The organism is Pseudomonas sp. YH-1, assembly GCF_051990045.1.
GTDB lineage: Bacteria > Pseudomonadota > Gammaproteobacteria > Pseudomonadales > Pseudomonadaceae > Pseudomonas > Pseudomonas nicosulfuronedens.
Genome location: NZ_CP178184.1, coordinates 2,356,142 through 2,373,368, shown reverse-complemented (window position 1 = coordinate 2,373,368; position 17,227 = coordinate 2,356,142). Strand labels below are relative to the sequence as shown.

The following is a 17,227-nucleotide window of genomic DNA, read 5'->3' as shown; positions in this document are numbered from 1 at the left end:
AAAACACCCCCCATGAAAGAGCATTCCTGGCGCGAGGCATGGATTGCCTACAAGTCTCCCGCCAGCCTCGCGCTTTTGCTGCTGGGTTTCGCCGCCGGCCTGCCGTACATGCTGGTGCTCTCCACTCTCTCGGTGTGGTTGCGTGAAGCGGGTGTCGCTCGGGAAACCATCGGATTCGCCAGCTGGATCGGGCTGGTGTACGCCTTCAAGTGGGTGTGGTCGCCCATGCTCGACCAGTGGCGCCTGCCCTTCATCGGCCGCCTGGGCCGCCGCCGCTCGTGGCTGGTGTTCTCCCAGGGGCTGATCGCCATCGGCCTGCTTGGCATGGCCCTGTGCAACCCGCAATCGCACCTGAACTGGCTGATCGCCCTGGCGATGGTGGTGGCCTTCGCCTCGGCCACCCAGGACATCGCCATCGACGCCTATCGCCTGGAAATCGCCGAGAACACCCGCCAGGCCGCGCTGGCCGCGTGCTACATGACCGGCTACCGGGTCGCCGTACTGTTCGCCACCGCCGGCGTGCTGTTCCTCGCCGAGTGGGCCGGCTCCAGCGCCCTGCACTACAGCCAATCGGCCTGGGCGCTGACCTATGCCGTCTGCTCCCTGGCGATCCTGCCCGGCCTGGTCACCACGCTGCTGATGAAAGAGCCGCCGGTGAATGTGCAGCCGCAGGCCGGCAGCTCAGCCTTCGCCTTCAACCACCAGTTGCTCTCGGTGCTGACCCTGCTGGTACTGCTGATCTCCGTGCCGGCCATGCTCACCGCACTGACCGCCCAGGCCTGGCCACGGGCCGCGCTGTACGGAATCTTCATCGGCATCTGCATGACGCCCCACGGCCGCCGGCAGATCCGCCCGGTGCGCGAACTGCTGTCGAAGGTACGCCGTCCGCTGCTGCTAGCCGTGCACGGACGCGGCCTGCCGCAATTCGACTTCGTCCACCAGGCCGTTTCAGTGATCGTCCTGATCATCCTGCTGGTCACCGGAACCGCCTTCATCAACATGGCCGAAGCTGGCAAGTGGTGGCTCGCCATCCTCTACCTGCTGATCGCCCTGAGCTGTATTTCCGCTCCCGGCCGCCTGCTGATGGCGCCGGTGCTGACGCCCATCACCGAGTTCGTCCGCCGCTACCGCTGGCAGGCGCTGCTGCTGCTCGGGCTGATCTCCACCTACCGCATGTCCGACACCGTCATGGGCACCATGGCCAGCGTGTTCTATATCGACATGGGTTTCACCAAGGACACCATCGCCACCGTCAGCAAGCTGTTCGGCGTAGTCATGACCCTGATCGGCGCGGCAGCCGGCGGCGTGCTGATCGCCCGCTTCAGCATCCTGCCGATCCTCTTCATCGGTGGCGCTGCCTCGGCGGGCACCAACCTGCTGTTCGCCATGCTGGCGCAGATGGGAGCGATCGACGATCCCCACCTGATGAGCCAGAACGTCTTTGCCCTGCTCAAGGTGCTGGAGCCCCACGTCACCATGCTGGTGGTGACCATCATGCTCGACAACTTCAGCGGCGGCCTCGCCACCTCTGCCTTCGTCGCCTACCTGTCGAGCCTGACCAACCTGAAGTTCTCGGCGACCCAGTACGCCATGCTCAGTTCCACCATGCTGCTGCTACCGCGCTTCATCGGCGGTTACTCCGGCAGCATGGTCGAAGGCATGGGCTACGAGCGTTTCTTCTTCTTCACCGCGCTGCTCGGCATACCCACACTGCTGCTGATCGGCTGGCTCTGGCTGCGCCGCAATAACGACATGACCAATGGCGCGACCGAGGAAGCCACGGAAGCGCCAGCGCAACAACCCAGCGCAGAACGTCACTGAACCGCTCATGAACCAGCGCCCATGAAAAAGGCCGGCAATCGCCGGCCTTTTCGTTCGAGCTTGCAGGATCAATCCGCCAGTACGGCATCCTCTTCGCCCTTGACCACGCGCACTACCTTGTTCGGCGCCAGGTCGATGCCGGAGTCGCGCAGACGCAGGCGCACCTGCTCATTGAGCATGAAGGTGACCCCCCAGTAGTCGGAGTTGGCGGTCCACAGGCGCAGCGACAGGGTCACCGAGTTCTCGCCCAGGCCCGCGACCACGACCACCGGCGCCGGCGACTTGAGCACGCGCGAATCCTCGGCCAGCTCCTTGAGAATGGCGCGGGCGCCATCCAGGTCGGCGTCGAAGGCCAGCTTCACGTCGAAGGTCACCTGGCGGGTGGTCTGGGTCGAGGTGTTGGTGATGATGCCGTTGGACAGAGCACCGTTGGGCACGATCACGGTGCGGTTGTCACCGGTACGCAGCACGGTGTGGAAGATCATGATGTTGTCCACGGTACCGGACACGCCCTGGGCTTCGATCCAGTCGCCGATCTTGAACGGGCGGAACAGCAGGATCAGCACGCCACCGGCGAAGTTCGACAGGCTGCCCTGCAGCGCCAGGCCGATGGCCAGGCCGGCGGCACCGATGGCGGCGACGAAGCTGGTGGTCTGGATGCCGATCATCGACGCCACGCTGACCATCAGCAGGATCTTCAGGATGATATTGACCATGCTGCCGATGAAGCCCTGCAGCGTCTTGTCCACGTGCTTGGTGGACAGCAACCCACCCACGCGCCGGGTGAACAGGTTGATCACCCACCAACCGATCAGCAGGGTCAGAAGCGCCAGGACGGCATTGCCCAGGTAGGTCAGAGCAAGCGGAGTCCAGGCCTCCGCACTGTTCATGATCTGCTCGTAATTCATATCCATGGATGCAGGCCCCTTGTCTATTGCCATTCCAAAAACAAAACCGCCATGGCAAGCCATGGCGGTCGGGAGTTCGCCGAGCGACTCTATTACTGCGACGTCAAGCGGGCGGTGAGGTTCCGCAGCTTTTCGTCGAGAGCCCGCATCAGTCGCGGAAATTGTTGAATTGCAGCGGCATACCGAGGGACTCGCCGCGCAGCAGCGCGATGGCCTCTTGCAGGTCATCACGCTTCTTGCCGGTGACACGTACCTGTTCGCCCTGGATGGCGGCTTGTACCTTGAGCTTCTTGTCCTTGATCAGGGCGACGATCTTCTTCGCCAGATCCTTGTCGATGCCCTCACGGAAGTCGACTTCCTGCTTGACCACCTTGCCGGAGGCGAAGGAGTCCTTGACCTCCATGCACTGTGCGTCAATCTTGCGTTTGACCAGGCTGGAGCGAAGAATGTCGAGCATCTGCTCGAGCATGAAGTCCGCCTCGGCGGTCAGGGTGATGGACTTTTCCTTGGCCTCGAAGCTGCACTTGCCCTTCAGGTCGAAACGGCGGTCCAGTTCCTTGGTGGCGTTATCCAAGGCGTTGGTCAGTTCGTGTTTGTCCAGTTCGGACACCACGTCGAACGAAGGCATGACATCTCTCCAGATGGACGGCGCGATGCGGTTCACAGTCAGCATCGAGCCTGGCTTGACGATAAAAATGCGCGGTCATTATAACTGACAGACAAGACTGCGCCCGACCTCCGACATTGAGAGTCGGCATTTCCCACTCGTTTGCGAGACATTCCTTTCCATGCCAACCAACCATCTCAGCATTCTGGTGGTCGACGACGCCAAGTTCTCCAGCGCCATGATCGGCCGAGCGCTGAGTCAGGCCGGCTATCAGAACGTACGCTTCGCCAGCAGCGCCAGCGAAGCGCTCGACCTGCTGGAAAAGGAGCCGGTAAGCGTACTGCTCGCCGACTGGCTGATGCCCGAGATGGACGGTCTGGAGCTGACCGCACGGGTGCGCCAGCTCGACGAAAGCGGCGACCACTACACCTACATCATCCTGCTTACCGGCAAGGAGGGCGACAACGCCCTGGCCGAAGCCTTCGATCGCGGCGTCGATGACTTCGTCAGCAAGTCGTCGATGAACGAGCAACTGGTGCCTCGCGTACTGGCGGCCGACCGCCTGAGCAACACCCTGCAGCGCCTCCTGATGGAAAACCGCCTGCTCACCGAGAACATCACCAGCCTGGAGGAGCGCAACCTGGTGGACAGCGCTACGGGCCTGGGCAACCAGCGTTACCTGAAGCAGAAACTGGCGGACAGCATCCGCCAGGTGGAGTCCCGTGGCGGCGCAGTGTGCTACATGTTGATCGGCCTGCCGGAGCTGGCCGAGCTGGGGCAGAAGCACGGTCAGTCCTTCCAGAACGAATTGCTCCATGGCGTCGCCCGACGCCTGCAGCAACTGGTACGGCCGCTGGACGTGCTGGCGCGCATCGATGGCCAGCACTTTGCCCTGATCACCCTGCTCGAAGACCTGCAGGAGTGCTCACCCAGCAGCTTCCGCCGCCTGCACGAAGGCCTGAACCTCAAGGCGTTCAAGACCAGTGAGGGCTTCATCACACTGAAGGCCGGTATCAGCCTGGTGGGGCTGGACGCCAAGGCGCTGCCGCTTGAGGTCGAGCAACTGATGCAACAAGGCCGCGCCCTGCTGCCCGATGCCTTCGCCAGTGGGCGAATCAACGCCAGCCGGCTGACCGGCCTGCGCTAAACTTCGCGGTAAGCCCCCGAAACCGCGAAGTTCCTCCCATGACCTGGACCATCCTCGGCGCCGGCAGCCTCGGTTGCCTGTGGGCCGCCCGCCTGTCCCGCGCCGGCCTGCCGGTGCGCTTGTTGCTGCGTGACCGCCAGCGCCTCAACGCCTACCGCGCCCTCGGCGGTATCACCCTGGTGGAAGACGGTCGCGAGAGTCTCTACCCCATCCCGGCGGAAACCGCCGCCCAGGGCGCACCGATCCAGCGTCTGTTGCTGGCCTGCAAGGCCTACGACGCCGAATCTGCGGCCGCCAGCGTGGCCGCGCGGCTGGCACCCGGTGCCGAACTGATCCTGTTGCAGAACGGCCTGGGCAGCCAGCAGGCGGTCAGCGCCCATCTGCCGCGCGCACGCTGCCTGTATGCTTCCAGCACCGAAGGCGCATTCCGCGAGTCGGATTTCCACGTGGTGTTCGCAGGCCGAGGGCAGACCTGGCTGGGCGACAAGGATGGTGGGCCCGCACCGGGATGGCTGACTGAATTGGAGCAGGCCGGGATTCCCGCCCAGTGGAGCGAGAATATCCTGGAGCGCCTGTGGCGCAAGGTCGCTCTGAACTGCGCAATCAACCCGCTCACCGTGCTGCACCAGTGCCGCAACGGTGACCTGGCCAGCCACCCGGAGGAAGTCGCCAAGCTGTGCGACGAGCTCGGACAACTTCTGCACGCATCCGGCTACCCAGAAGCCGCGCGGGAGCTGCAAGGCGACGTGGAGCGCGTCATTTCCGCCACCGCGGCGAACTTCTCCTCCATGTACCAGGACGTCGCCCAAGGTCGGCGCAGCGAGATCGCCTACCTGCTCGGCCACGCCTGCCGCGAGGGTGATCGCCTGCACTTGGCCATGCCGCAACTGCGCGCCCTGCACGAACGCCTGCGCGCCTACCTGGTGGCGCGCGGATTGCCCGACACCTGATCGCGGGCTACCCTGCCCGCCTTCCCTGTTTCCTACGAAAGCGCCCATGCCTTCACCCATGAACCTGCGCCAGCGCCTGGAAGACCTGCCGGTCGGCCAGAAGATCCTCGCCGCCCTGCTGGTGTTGCTGGCGACCGTGATGCTGGTGGCCAACCTTGCCTTCATCAGCGCGGCCTACTGGATTTCCCAGGACAGCGTCGCGCCCCAGGCCCTGCAAACCATCGGCCGCCTGATCGCCAACCCGGCTCTCAGCGAGCCGGCACTGTCCTCTCCGACCCAGGCCCAGGTGCTGCTGCGCCAGTTGGACGACTACCAGCCGCTGCGCGCCGCCGCGCTCTACGACAGCAATGGCGAACGCATCGCGCAGACGCCCAGCAACGGCCCGGTGGCCCTGCCCGAGCGCCTGGACCATCTGGAGCGCTGGCGACAGCACGAATACCGCCTCAATGCCCTGTTCGAACTGCCCCAGGCCGGCCGCAACAGCGGCTACCTGCTGCTGGTGGCGAGCAGCGAACTGCCTGGCGCCTTCTACACCGGCACGCTCACCGCCAGCCTGGTCATCCTCGCCGTCTCGGTGCTGCTCTGGCTGCTCATCGCCCAGCAGATCCGCCGCCTGATCACCCGGCCGATCCGCAGCCTGGAAGAGCTCTCGCGCCAGGTCACCCGCGAGGAGAACTACGCCCTGCGCGCCGAGCGCGGCAATGCCGACGAGATTGGCCGCCTCGCCGACGCCTTCAACACCATGCTGACCCGCATCGAGGCTCGCGAGCAGCAGCTCAAGCGCGCGCGCGACGATGCCCAGGAAGCCGTGGAGCAGGCCCAGTCGCTGGCCGAGGAGACCCGCCGCTCGAACCGCAAGCTGGAGCTGGAAGTCCAGGTGCGCAGCAAGATCGAGAAGAAGCTCACCGGCTTCCAGCACTACCTCAACAGCATCATCGACTCCATGCCGTCGGCGCTGATTGCCGTCGACGAGCAGCTCTACGTCACCCAGTGGAACCAGGAGGCCAGCCAACTCTCAGGCACCAGCCTGGACGATGCGGTGAACCAGCCGGTGTTCCTTGCCTTCCCGTCGCTCAAGCCCTTCCTGCCGCAGCTCACCCGCGCCGCCGAGCAGCACAAGGTGGAGCGCGTCGAGCGCGTCACCTGGGCCCTCACCGACGCCCCACGCCACTACGCGCTGACCTTCTACCCGCTGATGGGCGGCACCGGCCGCGGCGCAGTGATCCGTATCGACGACATCACCGACCGCCTGGGGATGGAAGAGATGATGGTGCAGTCGGAGAAAATGCTCTCCGTCGGCGGCCTCGCCGCCGGCATGGCCCACGAGATCAACAATCCGCTGGGGGCCATCCTGCACAACGTGCAGAACATCCGCCGGCGCCTGTCGCCGGACCTGCCGAAGAATCTCGAAGTGGCCGGTGAAGTGGGCGTACGCCTGGACGACCTCAACCACTACCTGGAGGCACGGGAGATTCCCAAGCTGATGGATGGCATCCAGTACGCCGGTTCCCGCGCGGCGAAGATCGTCACCCATATGCTCTCCTTCAGCCGCCGCAGCCACCGCCAGATGGCCGCCTGCGAGCTGCCGGCGCTGCTGGAACAGGCCGTGGAGATCGCCGGCAACGACTTCGACCTCACCGGCGGCTTCGACTTCAAGTCCCTGGAGATCGTCCACGAGTACGACCCGCGCCTGGGCCCTGTACCCGTGATCGCCAACGAGATCGAACAGGTCCTGCTCAACCTGCTGAAGAACGGAGCCCAGGCCATCCACCTGCGCGACGACGAGGAAGAAGGCGAGTACGGCCGGATCACCCTGCGCACCCGGCTCAATCCACCGTGGGCAGAAATCCACGTGGAGGACAACGGCTGCGGCATGCCGGAGAACGTGCGCAAGCGCATCTTCGAGCCCTTCTTCACCACCAAGGAAGTCGGCCAGGGCACGGGGCTGGGCCTGTCGGTCTCGTACTTCATCGTCACCAACAACCACAAGGGGCAGATGGAGGTGCAGTCCGAGCTGGGCGTGGGCACCTGCTTCACCATCCGTCTGCCGCTGGCCGCCGAGATTTCAGCGCCGCTGCCGCTATTGGCGCAGGGCGACAAGGAGCATTGAGCCATGGGCAATCGCCTGTCGAAGATCTACACCCGCACCGGCGATGCCGGTGAAACCGGCCTGGCCGACGGTCGCCGAGTGCCCAAGCACCATCCGCGCGTGGAAGCCATGGGGGCGGTGGATGAGTTGAACAGCTATCTCGGCCTGCTGCTGGCTGGACTGAACGAGGCGCGCAGCAGTGCGCTGGAAGAAGTGATCGGGGTACTGGCACCGATCCAGCATCGCCTGTTCGATCTCGGCGGAGAGTTGGCGATGCCGGAATACCGCGCGCTGAACGATGCCGAAGTGGAACGCCTGGAGCAGGTCATCGACCGCTGGAACGAAGAGCTCGGGCCGCTGAAGAACTTCATCCTGCCCGGCGGCTCGCGCCTGGTCGCCCTCGCCCACCTGTGCCGTGCCCAGGCGCGCAACGCCGAGCGCCGCTGCCAGCAGTTGAACGCCGAAGAACCGCTGGAAGGCGCGGGCCTGCGCTACCTGAACCGCCTATCGGACCTGCTGTTCGTCGCTGCACGCTTCATAGCCCGACGCCAGGGCGTGGAAGAGATTCTCTGGCAAGCCGCTGAAAAGCCCACCTGATCGACGTGACAGGCCACTCACACCGGGAAATGACGCAGCCAACCTAGGAGCGCGCCATGCGCGCGATCGCGGGCATGGCGCGCACTTACAGTGAGCACGGCGGTATTTCGTAGGATGGTGTGGAGCGAAGCGATACCCATCGCCGCTCCACGTAAAGTGCCGATCAGCCTTCGGCTTTCGGCCAGAACGCTCGAATACCCGCAACGCCCTGGGCCCCGGCCTGCCACGCGCGCTCGACATCCTGCGGGCCGACGCCACCGAGCAGGAACACCGGCTGGTTGAAGCCATCGATCAGCTCCGCCGCCACCTCCCAGCCCAGCGCCGGCTCGCCCGGATGGCTCTCGGTGGGCTGCACCGGGGACAGGGTAACGAAGTCCACACCCATGCGTGCCGCCAGCTCCAGCTCCTCGGCGCTGTGGCAGGAAGCCGCCAGCAGGCGCTCGCGGGGGAACGGCCGGCCGTTGGGCGCGTACTTGCGCAGCTGCTCGGAAGTCAGGTGCCAGCCGGCCGCCGGGAAGTCCCCCAACCATTCCAGCGGGCCTTTCAGCATCAGCTGCGCCTTGCCGGCGCACAGGCCCTGCACGTCGACAGCGAGGTCGCGGTATTCGGGGCTGTACATGTTCGGCGCGCGCAGCTGAATCAGGCGAATACCACTGGCAACGGCGGCACGCACACCCTGCACCAGCTGCGGGATTTCCAGGCCGCCGGGGGTGATCAGGTAGCGGTCCGGCAGGCGCGCGGCCTGCACGATCGGCTCGTTGGCCGCCGGGAATTCGTAGTCCGCCAGGTCACGCGGAGCGACCCAGGCCAGCGGCTGTCCCTCGGCGCCATGGGGCGCGCCGGAGAAGGCGGAGACCTCCCAGACATCCAGCAGTACATGCTTGTCGCTATAGTCGTGCTGTACTCGGATCAGCGGGCGCGCCTGCTCGACGTCGATACCGAGCTCTTCCTTCAGCTCGCGGGACAGAGCAACCTGCACCGCTTCGCCTTCTTCCACCTTGCCACCGGGAAACTCCCAGAGACCTCCCTGGTGCTTGTCGTCCGGACGGCGGGCGATCAGCACCCGGCCATCGAGTCCGCGAATGACGGCGGCGGCGACATGTACTCGTTTCACAGTGCTACTCCTCAATCCGATTCAGGCGGGGCCTACGCAGAGGAGCATTCTAACGTCATTGGCGGCCGGCATCAGGCGCGTTCGACCATCGCCGCGTCCAGCCAGGGACGGAAGACCGGCCAGGCGTAGATGGCATCGACGTAGTTCTGCGCCTCGATGGGCAAGGTCACGCAGTAGCTGCGCAGGCGTGTCGCAATTGGCGCGTAAAAGGCATCGGCGATGCTGGCGTGACCGAACAGGAAGGGACCGTCCTGGCCGAACTGCTGGCGACACAGGGCCCACAACTCGACGACGCGGGCGATATCCGCCTCCACCGCTTCGGGAACATCGGCCAACGGCTGGTTGCGCTGGATATCCATGGGCATGTGCGAGCGCAGCGCCATGAAGCCGCTGTGCATCTCGGCGCAGACTGAACGAGCCAGCGCTCGCGCCGCTTCGCCACGGGGCCAGAGGTGCGCTTCGGGGAAGCGTTCGGCGAGGTATTCGGCAATCGCCAGAGAGTCCCAGATCAGCCCGTGCTCGCACTTGAGTGCCGGCACCTTGCCACTGGGCGAGTGCTCGCGGATACGCCGCGCGGTATCCAGGCCGCCCAGGGGAATGAGGATTTCCTCGAACTCGGCGCCGGTGAGCTGCATGGCCAGCCAGCCGCGCAGGGACCAGGAGGAAAGATTCTTGCTGCCGATGATCAGGGTGAGGGACATGGACGCGGCGCTCTTGAGGGTCAGTCAGAAGACCTTAGAGCGCGGCAGCCATGAAAACAAATTCCCGATTTTCATCGATGCATGAAAATCGGGAATCCGAGTGAAGCGATGCGCCGGCGCCTGGGCCGGCGCGGGATCAGGTGCGGTATTCCGCGTTGATCTTCACGTACTCGTGGGACAGGTCGGTGGTCCAGATGGTCTCGCTGCAGGTGCCGCGGCCGAGATCGATACGGATGGTGATCTCCTCCTGGGCCATGACTTTCGCGCCCTGGTCTTCGGTGTAGCTGGTGGCACGGCAGCCACGGCTGGCGATGGCCACGTCGTCCAGGAACACGTCGATCAGGCTCACATCCAGGTCCGGCACGCCGGCACGGCCGACTGCGGCGAGGATGCGGCCCCAGTTCGGGTCGGAAGCGAATAGCGCAGTCTTGATCAGTGGCGAGTGCGACACGGCGTAGCCGACGTCCAGGCACTCCTGATGAGTGGCGCCGCCGTTCACCTGCACGGTGACGAACTTGGTGGCGCCTTCGCCGTCACGGACGATGGCCTGGGCCAGTTCCATGGAGACGTCCAGCACGGCCTGCTTCAGCGCGGCGAACAGCGCGCCGGTGGCGGCGGTGATTTCCGGCAGCGCAGCCTGGCCGGTGGCGACCAGCATGCAGCAGTCGTTGGTGGAGGTGTCACCGTCGATGGTGATGCGGTTGAAGGACTTGTTCGACGCATCGCGCAGCAGGTCCTGCAGCACGCCCTGGGCAACCTTGGCGTCGGTGGCGATGTAACCGAGCATGGTGGCCATGTTCGGCTTGATCATGCCGGCACCCTTGCTGATGCCGGTGACGGTGATGGTTACGCCATCGTGCTGGAACTGGCGGCTGGCGCCCTTGGGCAGGGTGTCGGTGGTCATGATGCCGGCAGCGGCGTCGGCCCAGTTATCCACAGACAGGTTGGCCAGCGCTGCAGGCAGCGCGGCTTCGATCTTCTCGACCGGCAGCGGCTCGCCGATCACGCCGGTGGAGTATGGCAGCACGGCGTTTTCTGGCACGCCAGCCAGCTCGGCCAGTTTGGCGCAGGTACGGGTGGCATTGGCCAGGCCCGGCTCGCCGGTGCCCGCGTTGGCGTTGCCGGTGTTGGTCAGCAGGTAGCGCACCGGGCCCAGGAAGCGCTTGCGCGCCAGGATCACCGGAGCGGCGCAGAAGGCGTTGGTAGTGAACACACCGGCCACCGTGGAGCCCTCGGCGCAACGCATCACCACGATGTCCTTGCGGCCGGGTCGCTTGATGCCGGCAGAGGCGATGCCGAGTTCGAAACCGGGGACCGGGTGCAGGGTGGACATGGGGCCGAGACCAACAGCCATGTGGCGCGCTCCTATCGAGTCAGTGAATCATTCAATCAGTGGATCAAATGAGAAAAACGCCGCGAGCGGCAGAGCCGGTCGCGGCGTCGGTATCAAGGCCGGGAAGTGTTATTCCACCTGACCGTGGCAGTGCTTGTACTTCTTGCCCGAACCGCAGGGGCACGGCTCATTGCGGCCGATCTTCGGTTCGTTGCGGATGGGCTCCATCGGCACCACGTTATCGGCCGGCAGTTCGCCTTCCTCTTCCGGATCGGCGGTGACCTGCTCCATCGACGGCGCGGCGGCGTGCTGGAACTGCATGCGCTTGGCCATTTCCTCCGCTTCGCGGCGCAGACGGGCTTCTTCCTCGGCCGGGTCTTCGCGGCGAACCTGGACGAAGGACAGCACGCGAATGGTGTCGCGCTTGATGGAGTTGAGCAGTTCCTGGAACAGGTTGAAGGACTCGCGCTTGTATTCCTGCTTCGGGTTCTTCTGCGCATAGCCGCGCAGGTGGATGCCGTGGCGCAGGTGATCCATGGTGGACAGGTGATCCTTCCACAGGTCGTCCAGCACGCGCAGCAGCATCTGCTTCTCGAAGGTGCGCAGGGCTTCGGCACCCGCCATGTCTTCCTTCTCGTTGTAGGCCGCCACCAGTTCGGTGAGGATCTTCTCGCGCAGGGTCTCTTCGTAGAGCTTGTCGTCTTCGTCCAGCCACTGCTGGATCGGCAGCTTCAGGCCGAAGTCGCTGTACAGCGCCATCTCCAGGCCGGTGATGTCCCACTGCTCAGGCAACGATTGCGGCGGAATGTGATCGCTGACGGTATTGTTCAGGGTCTCTTCGCGGAACTCGATGATGGTCTCGCCGATGTTGTCGGCCGCGAGCAGGGTGTTGCGCATGTGGTAGATCACCTTGCGCTGCTCGTTGGCGACGTCGTCGAACTCCAGCAGTTGCTTACGAATGTCGAAGTTGCGGCCTTCGACCTTGCGCTGGGCCTTTTCGATGGCGTTGGTCACCATGCGGTGCTCGATCGCCTCGCCCGGCTGCATGCCCAGGGCCTTCATGAAGTTCTTCACCCGGTCGGAGGCGAAGATACGCATCAGGTGGTCTTCCAGCGACAGGTAGAAGCGGCTGGAACCCGGGTCGCCCTGACGGCCAGCACGGCCGCGCAGCTGGTTGTCGATACGGCGGGATTCGTGGCGCTCCGAGGCGATCACATGCAGGCCACCCGACTCGATGACCTGCTGGTGGCGCTTCTGCCAGTCAGCCTTGATCTGCGCGACCTGCTCGTCAGTGGGATTCTCCAGCGCGGCGACTTCCACTTCCCAGTTGCCGCCCAGCAGGATGTCGGTACCCCGACCGGCCATGTTGGTGGCGATGGTGACCGCACCCGGACGACCGGCCTGGGCGATGATCTCGGCTTCCTTCTCGTGGTACTTGGCGTTCAGTACCTTGTGCTCAATGCCGGCGTTCTGCAGCAACTGCGAGACGTACTCGGACGTCTCGACCGAGGCGGTACCCACGAGGATCGGACGGCCCAGCGCCTGGCACTGTTGCACGTCGGTGATGATGGCAGCGTACTTCTCGTCCTGGGTCAGGTAGACCAGGTCGTTGAAGTCCTTACGGGCAACCGGACGGTGGGTCGGGATCACCACCACGTCCAGGCCGTAGGTCTGGCGGAATTCGAAGGCCTCGGTGTCGGCGGTACCGGTCATGCCGGCCAGCTTGGTGTAGAGGCGGAAGTAGTTCTGGAAGGTGGTCGAAGCCAGGGTCTGGCTCTCGGCCTGGATCGGCAGGTTTTCCTTCGCCTCGATGGCCTGGTGCAGGCCCTCGGAGAGGCGACGGCCCGGCATGGTGCGGCCGGTGTGCTCGTCGATGAGCAGGACCTGGTCGCCCTGGACGATGTATTCCACGTTGCGGTGGAACAGGGTGTGGGCGCGCAGCGCGGCATAGACGTGGGTCAGCAGGCTGAGGTTGTGCGCGGAGTAGAGGCTCTCACCCTCGGCCAGCAGGCCGTTCTGGGTCAGCAGTTCCTCGACGTAGGCATGACCTTGTTCGTTGAGTTCGACCTGGCGGGTCTTCTCGTCGATGCTGTAGTGGCCCTGCTGGGTCACCTGGCCTTCGACTTCCTCGATGTGACGCTTCAGGCGCGGGATCAGCTTGTTGATCTTGATGTACAGCTCGGAGCTGTCTTCGGCCTGGCCGGAGATGATCAGCGGAGTCCGTGCCTCGTCGATGAGGATGGAGTCCACTTCGTCGACCACGGCGAAGTTCAGTTCACGCTGGAACTTGTCTTCCAGGCTGAACGCCATGTTGTCGCGCAGGTAGTCGAAACCGAATTCGTTGTTGGTGCCGTAGGTAATATCGGAAGCGTAGGCAGCGCGCTTCTCTTCCGGCGGCTGGAACGGGCTGACGATGCCGACAGTCAGGCCGAGGAACTCATACAGCGGACGCATCCAGTTGGCGTCGCGGCGGGCCAGGTAATCGTTCACGGTGACCACGTGCACGCCTTTGCCGGACAGGGCGTTCAGGTAGACGGCCAGGGTACCTACGAGGGTCTTGCCCTCACCGGTACGCATTTCGGCGATCTTGCCTTCGTGCAGGGACATGCCGCCGATCAGCTGGACATCGAAGTGGCGCATGCCCATCACGCGCTTGCCGGCCTCGCGAGCTACGGCGAAGGCTTCCGGAAGGATCTGGTCGAGGGTTTCACCCTTGGCGACACGTGCCTTGAACTCTTCGGTCTTGGCCTTCAGTTGCTCATCGGAAAGCGGGACCATCTGGGGCTCGAGTGCATTGATGGCCTGGACCTGCTTGGCCATGCGCTTCACTTCGCGCTCGTTCTTGCTTCCAAAGAGTTTTTTCAACAAAGGCGCAAACATATCGACTGGGTCATCCGAACTGGAGAATTGGAGGGCTGCCCGACTGGCTGGCCGCGGCGCGGAACGGCAATGAAGCGGGCATTCTACCCGGAAACTTCCGGGAAAAAAGTGCCGAAGTCATCCTCCGAAGCTTCGCATTCTGCGAGCTTGGGAGCAATGCATGGGCGGACAACTTTGAATCCGAGTGGGTGATATGGTGACGCAGCCGGGCAACTTCAAGGGCGGACGGTGGCATCTGGCCCTGAGCGCATCTGTTACCATCCCTCTTCATTCACTCCCGGTTGCCCCCCATGGCCTTCCGCCCCCTGCCCGCCAAGGCGATGACCAAGCTGCTGCGTGAAGCCAAGCCGCTGCAGTCGCTGTTCGCCCAGGCACAGCGCCTCTCGCGCCTGCAGGAACTGCTCGACTCGCAACTGCAGCCCGCCGCGCGCCCTTACTGCCGTGTCGCCTCCTGGCGAGAAGGCAGTCTGCTGCTGGTCGTCACCGACGGCCACTGGGCCACGCGCCTGCGCTACCAGCAGAACCGCCTACTGCGGCAACTGGCCGCGTTCGAGGAGTTCAGGGGCCTGGCGCGCATCCTGTTCAAGGTGCAACCGGCGATCCAGGCGCCAACCCGTGTGAACACCAACCGCATCACCGAGTCTGCCTCCGCCACCCTCCACGAAGCCGCCGAAGGCATCAGCAATCCGCAACTCAAGGCCGCCCTCGAGCGACTCGCCAGCCGTAGCCGGAAATCAGCGGAGCCAGGCGAGGAGTAAATAGCGGGTATAAAAAAAGGCCACCCGAAGGTGGCCTTTGAAAGTTGTAGCTGAAAGGAGGAGGTTTCCTTATACGGCCGCAGCGGGTCGCATATAGGAGATCGGCGCAGTCTTGGCGTCCTCGAAGGTCACCACTTCCCAAGCGTCCTTGTCTGCGATGAGGGTACGCAGGAGACGGTTGTTCAGGGCGTGACCGGACTTGTAGCCGATGAACTCGCCGATGAGGCTGTTACCCAGCAGGTACAGGTCACCAATGGCGTCCAGGATCTTGTGCTTGACGAACTCGTCCTCGTAACGAAGACCATCTTCGTTGAGCACTCGATACTCGTCGACCACGATGGCGTTCTCCACGCTGCCACCCAGAGCCAGGTTCTGGGAACGCAGCATCTCGATGTCGCGCATGAACCCGAAGGTACGGGCGCGGCTGACTTCCTTCACGAAGGAAGTACTGGAGAAATCCACCACGGCTTTCTGGGTGCGACCACGGAAGACCGGATGATCGAAATCGATCTCGAAGCTCACCTTGAAGCCGTCGAACGGAACGAAGGTGGCGCGCTTGTCGCCCTCTTCCACCGTCACTTCGCGCTTGATGCGGATGAACTTCTTGGCCGCTTCCTGCTCTTGCAGGCCAGCGGACTGGATCAGGAATACAAAGGGACCCGCGCTGCCGTCCATGATCGGTACTTCCGACGCGGACAGCTCGACATAGGCGTTGTCGATTCCGAGGCCGGCCATGGCCGAAAGCAGATGCTCCACGGTATCCACTTTGACGTCACCCTTGATCAGGGTGGTCGACATGGTGGTTTCGCCGACGTTCGAGGCCCGGGCAGGAATTTCCACCACAGGGTCGAGGTCAGCCCGGCAGAACACGATGCCAGTATCGACGGGAGCCGGCTTCAGGGTCAGGTAAACCTTCTCCCCGGAGTGCAGGCCGACACCGGTCGCCCGGATGATGTTCTTCAAGGTGCGTTGTCTGATCATGGCTTTGGCCGCTTTCGCGCAAGTTGCGAACTGTTGTCAACAATGGGCGGCGATGATAGCAGAACCGCCCTTTGCTGAACACCAATCACATTGATACTCCTGATAAATCGACTCAATCGGCCTGACGACGCAGGAAGGCCGGGATGTCCAGATAGTCCAGATCGTCCTGCGGATTCAACTTGGCCGCGGTGGCTGCGCCGCCGTGGTTCTGGTTGCGCATGACAGTCGGACGGTCCAGGTCACGGTAGTTCACCGACTGCTGCTCGCGCTGAACCGGAGCCTGGGTGCTGACGGCCTGGGTCTGAACGGTGTTGTCGACGACCTTGACCGGCTTCTCCAGGCGCGCGCCCAGACCGGTGGCGACCACGGTCACGTGCAGCTCGTCGCGCATGTCCGGATCGATCACGGTGCCCACTTTCACAGTGGCGTGCTCGGAAGCGAACTGCTCGATGATGTTACCCACGTCGGAGTACTCGCCCAGGGACAGGTCCGGACCGGCGGTGATGTTGACCAGGATGCCGCGGGCGCCCTGCAGGTTGACGTCTTCCAGCAGCGGGTTGCGGATCGCGGCTTCGGTCGCTTCGCGAGCGCGGTTCGGGCCGCTGGCGCAACCGGTACCCATCATGGCCATGCCCATTTCGCTCATGACGGTTTTCACGTCGGCGAAGTCGACGTTGATCATGCCCGGGCGCTTGATGATGTCGGAGATACCGCGAACGGCACCGGCCAGCACATCGTCAGCCTTGGCGAAGGCGGCCAGCAGGCTCGCGTCCTTACCCAGGATGGTCAGCAGTTTTTCGTTCGGGATGGTGATCAGCGAGTCGACGCTTTCCGCCAGCGAGCGGATGCCTTCGTCGGCGATCTGCATGCGCTTGCGACCTTCGAACGGGAAGGGACGGGTGACCACGGCCACGGTGAGGATGCCCATTTCCTTGGCAACCTCGGCGATGATCGGCGCAGCACCGGTACCGGTACCGCCACCCATGCCGGTGGTGATGAAGACCATGTCGGCACCTTCCAGGACTTCGGCGATACGCTCGCGGTCCTCGATGGCGGCCTGGCGGCCTACTTCAGGGTTGGCGCCAGCGCCCAGACCCTTGGTCACACCCGGGCCGAGTTGCAGCACGGTGCGCGCGGCGATGTTCTTCAGCGCCTGCGCATCGGTGTTGGCACAGATGAATTCGACGCCATCAACGTTGTTCTTGGCCATGTGGTTCACGGCGTTGCCGCCGCCGCCACCCACGCCGATCACTTTGATGACTGCTGTTTGCGGGACGTTATCTACCAGTTCAAACATTTCCCCTCTCCTTCCTTTCTAGTTGTGTTGCCTACGTTTACCGC

Annotated in this window: 14 protein-coding genes; 6 read left to right on the top strand and 8 right to left on the bottom strand. The window is 64.0% G+C overall.

The features are described 5' to 3' along the window. The first annotated feature begins 12 nt into the window (after positions 1-12). Positions 13-1,821, top strand: a complete 1,809-nt coding sequence (locus ACKI1H_RS11215; RefSeq protein WP_138521347.1) for an AmpG family muropeptide MFS transporter — start codon at positions 13-15, stop codon at positions 1,819-1,821. A 68-nt stretch (positions 1,822-1,889) separates the two neighbouring features. Here ACKI1H_RS11215 and ACKI1H_RS11210 read toward each other — a convergent pair whose 3' ends face one another. Together ACKI1H_RS11210 and ACKI1H_RS11205 are read right to left on the bottom strand one after the other, a co-directional pair. Further along, positions 1,890-2,735: a mechanosensitive ion channel family protein gene (locus tag ACKI1H_RS11210; RefSeq protein ID WP_440468365.1), complete on the bottom strand. Its 846-nt coding sequence runs from the start codon at positions 2,733-2,735 to the stop codon at positions 1,890-1,892. A 142-nt stretch (positions 2,736-2,877) separates the two neighbouring features. Then, positions 2,878-3,357 (bottom strand): YajQ family cyclic di-GMP-binding protein, encoded by a 480-nt coding sequence (locus ACKI1H_RS11205; RefSeq protein WP_138521343.1) that lies wholly within the window; start codon positions 3,355-3,357, stop codon positions 2,878-2,880. 160 nt (positions 3,358-3,517) lie between these two features. Between ACKI1H_RS11205 and ACKI1H_RS11200 the strand changes: the two genes are divergently transcribed. The 4 genes from ACKI1H_RS11200 to ACKI1H_RS11185 are packed head-to-tail and all read left to right on the top strand — an operon-like array spanning position 3,518 to position 8,119. Then, positions 3,518-4,483: a response regulator gene (locus ACKI1H_RS11200; protein WP_138521341.1), complete on the top strand. Its 966-nt coding sequence runs from the start codon at positions 3,518-3,520 to the stop codon at positions 4,481-4,483. 38 nt (positions 4,484-4,521) lie between these two features. Beyond that, positions 4,522-5,433, top strand: a complete 912-nt coding sequence (locus tag ACKI1H_RS11195; RefSeq protein WP_440468364.1) for a putative 2-dehydropantoate 2-reductase — start codon at positions 4,522-4,524, stop codon at positions 5,431-5,433. Between the two features lie 58 nt (positions 5,434-5,491). Next, positions 5,492-7,543: an ATP-binding protein gene (locus tag ACKI1H_RS11190; protein ID WP_138521415.1), complete on the top strand. Its 2,052-nt coding sequence runs from the start codon at positions 5,492-5,494 to the stop codon at positions 7,541-7,543. Positions 7,544-7,546: 3 nt separating this feature from the next. After that, positions 7,547-8,119 carry a cob(I)yrinic acid a,c-diamide adenosyltransferase gene (locus ACKI1H_RS11185; RefSeq protein WP_440468363.1) on the top strand — a complete coding sequence of 191 codons (573 nt, stop codon included), beginning with the start codon at positions 7,547-7,549 and terminating at the stop codon, positions 8,117-8,119. A 163-nt stretch (positions 8,120-8,282) separates the two neighbouring features. Here the strand turns inward: ACKI1H_RS11185 and ACKI1H_RS11180 are convergent, their stop codons facing one another. From ACKI1H_RS11180 to secA, 4 genes are all read right to left on the bottom strand, one after another. Further along, positions 8,283-9,233 carry a Nudix family hydrolase gene (locus tag ACKI1H_RS11180; RefSeq protein WP_440468362.1) on the bottom strand — a complete coding sequence of 317 codons (951 nt, stop codon included), beginning with the start codon at positions 9,231-9,233 and terminating at the stop codon, positions 8,283-8,285. A gap of 71 nt (positions 9,234-9,304) precedes the next feature. After that, positions 9,305-9,934 (bottom strand): glutathione S-transferase family protein, encoded by a 630-nt coding sequence (locus ACKI1H_RS11175; protein WP_138521333.1) that lies wholly within the window; start codon positions 9,932-9,934, stop codon positions 9,305-9,307. 136 nt (positions 9,935-10,070) lie between these two features. Then, positions 10,071-11,288 carry a bifunctional glutamate N-acetyltransferase/amino-acid acetyltransferase ArgJ gene (gene argJ / locus ACKI1H_RS11170; RefSeq protein ID WP_138521331.1) on the bottom strand — a complete coding sequence of 406 codons (1,218 nt, stop codon included), beginning with the start codon at positions 11,286-11,288 and terminating at the stop codon, positions 10,071-10,073. 108 nt (positions 11,289-11,396) lie between these two features. Then, entirely contained in the window at positions 11,397-14,147 is a 2,751-nt protein-coding gene (gene secA, locus ACKI1H_RS11165; RefSeq protein WP_440468361.1) for a preprotein translocase subunit SecA, read from the bottom strand. 290 nt (positions 14,148-14,437) lie between these two features. On the opposite strand from secA, the gene ACKI1H_RS11160 reads away from it, so the two are divergent. Beyond that, positions 14,438-14,905: a DUF721 domain-containing protein gene (locus tag ACKI1H_RS11160; protein WP_138521327.1), complete on the top strand. Its 468-nt coding sequence runs from the start codon at positions 14,438-14,440 to the stop codon at positions 14,903-14,905. A 69-nt stretch (positions 14,906-14,974) separates the two neighbouring features. Here the strand turns inward: ACKI1H_RS11160 and lpxC are convergent, their stop codons facing one another. Both lpxC and ftsZ read right to left on the bottom strand, forming a co-directional pair. After that, positions 14,975-15,886, bottom strand: coding sequence for a UDP-3-O-acyl-N-acetylglucosamine deacetylase (gene lpxC, locus ACKI1H_RS11155; protein WP_015475884.1), 912 nt, complete (start codon positions 15,884-15,886; stop codon positions 14,975-14,977). A 112-nt stretch (positions 15,887-15,998) separates the two neighbouring features. After that, entirely contained in the window at positions 15,999-17,183 is a 1,185-nt protein-coding gene (gene ftsZ, locus ACKI1H_RS11150; protein WP_017518095.1) for a cell division protein FtsZ, read from the bottom strand. Positions 17,184-17,227: the final 44 nt, after the last annotated feature.

Excerpts from the sequence above, each read along its gene's own strand:
- ACKI1H_RS11215 (WP_138521347.1), top strand. The coding sequence starts at position 13 with ATGAAAGAGCATTCCTGGCGCGAGGCATGGATTGCCTACAAGTCTCCC.
- ACKI1H_RS11210 (WP_440468365.1), bottom strand. The coding sequence starts at position 2,735 with ATGGATATGAATTACGAGCAGATCATGAACAGTGCGGAGGCCTGGACT.
- ACKI1H_RS11205 (WP_138521343.1), bottom strand. The coding sequence starts at position 3,357 with ATGCCTTCGTTCGACGTGGTGTCCGAACTGGACAAACACGAACTGACC.
- ACKI1H_RS11200 (WP_138521341.1), top strand. The coding sequence starts at position 3,518 with ATGCCAACCAACCATCTCAGCATTCTGGTGGTCGACGACGCCAAGTTC.
- ACKI1H_RS11195 (WP_440468364.1), top strand. The coding sequence starts at position 4,522 with ATGACCTGGACCATCCTCGGCGCCGGCAGCCTCGGTTGCCTGTGGGCC.
- ACKI1H_RS11190 (WP_138521415.1), top strand. The coding sequence starts at position 5,492 with ATGAACCTGCGCCAGCGCCTGGAAGACCTGCCGGTCGGCCAGAAGATC.
- ACKI1H_RS11185 (WP_440468363.1), top strand. The coding sequence starts at position 7,547 with ATGGGCAATCGCCTGTCGAAGATCTACACCCGCACCGGCGATGCCGGT.
- ACKI1H_RS11175 (WP_138521333.1), bottom strand. The coding sequence starts at position 9,934 with ATGTCCCTCACCCTGATCATCGGCAGCAAGAATCTTTCCTCCTGGTCC.
- argJ (WP_138521331.1), bottom strand. The coding sequence starts at position 11,288 with ATGGCTGTTGGTCTCGGCCCCATGTCCACCCTGCACCCGGTCCCCGGT.
- secA (WP_440468361.1), bottom strand. The coding sequence starts at position 14,147 with ATGTTTGCGCCTTTGTTGAAAAAACTCTTTGGAAGCAAGAACGAGCGC.
- ACKI1H_RS11160 (WP_138521327.1), top strand. The coding sequence starts at position 14,438 with ATGGCCTTCCGCCCCCTGCCCGCCAAGGCGATGACCAAGCTGCTGCGT.
- lpxC (WP_015475884.1), bottom strand. The coding sequence starts at position 15,886 with ATGATCAGACAACGCACCTTGAAGAACATCATCCGGGCGACCGGTGTC.
- ftsZ (WP_017518095.1), bottom strand. The coding sequence starts at position 17,183 with ATGTTTGAACTGGTAGATAACGTCCCGCAAACAGCAGTCATCAAAGTG.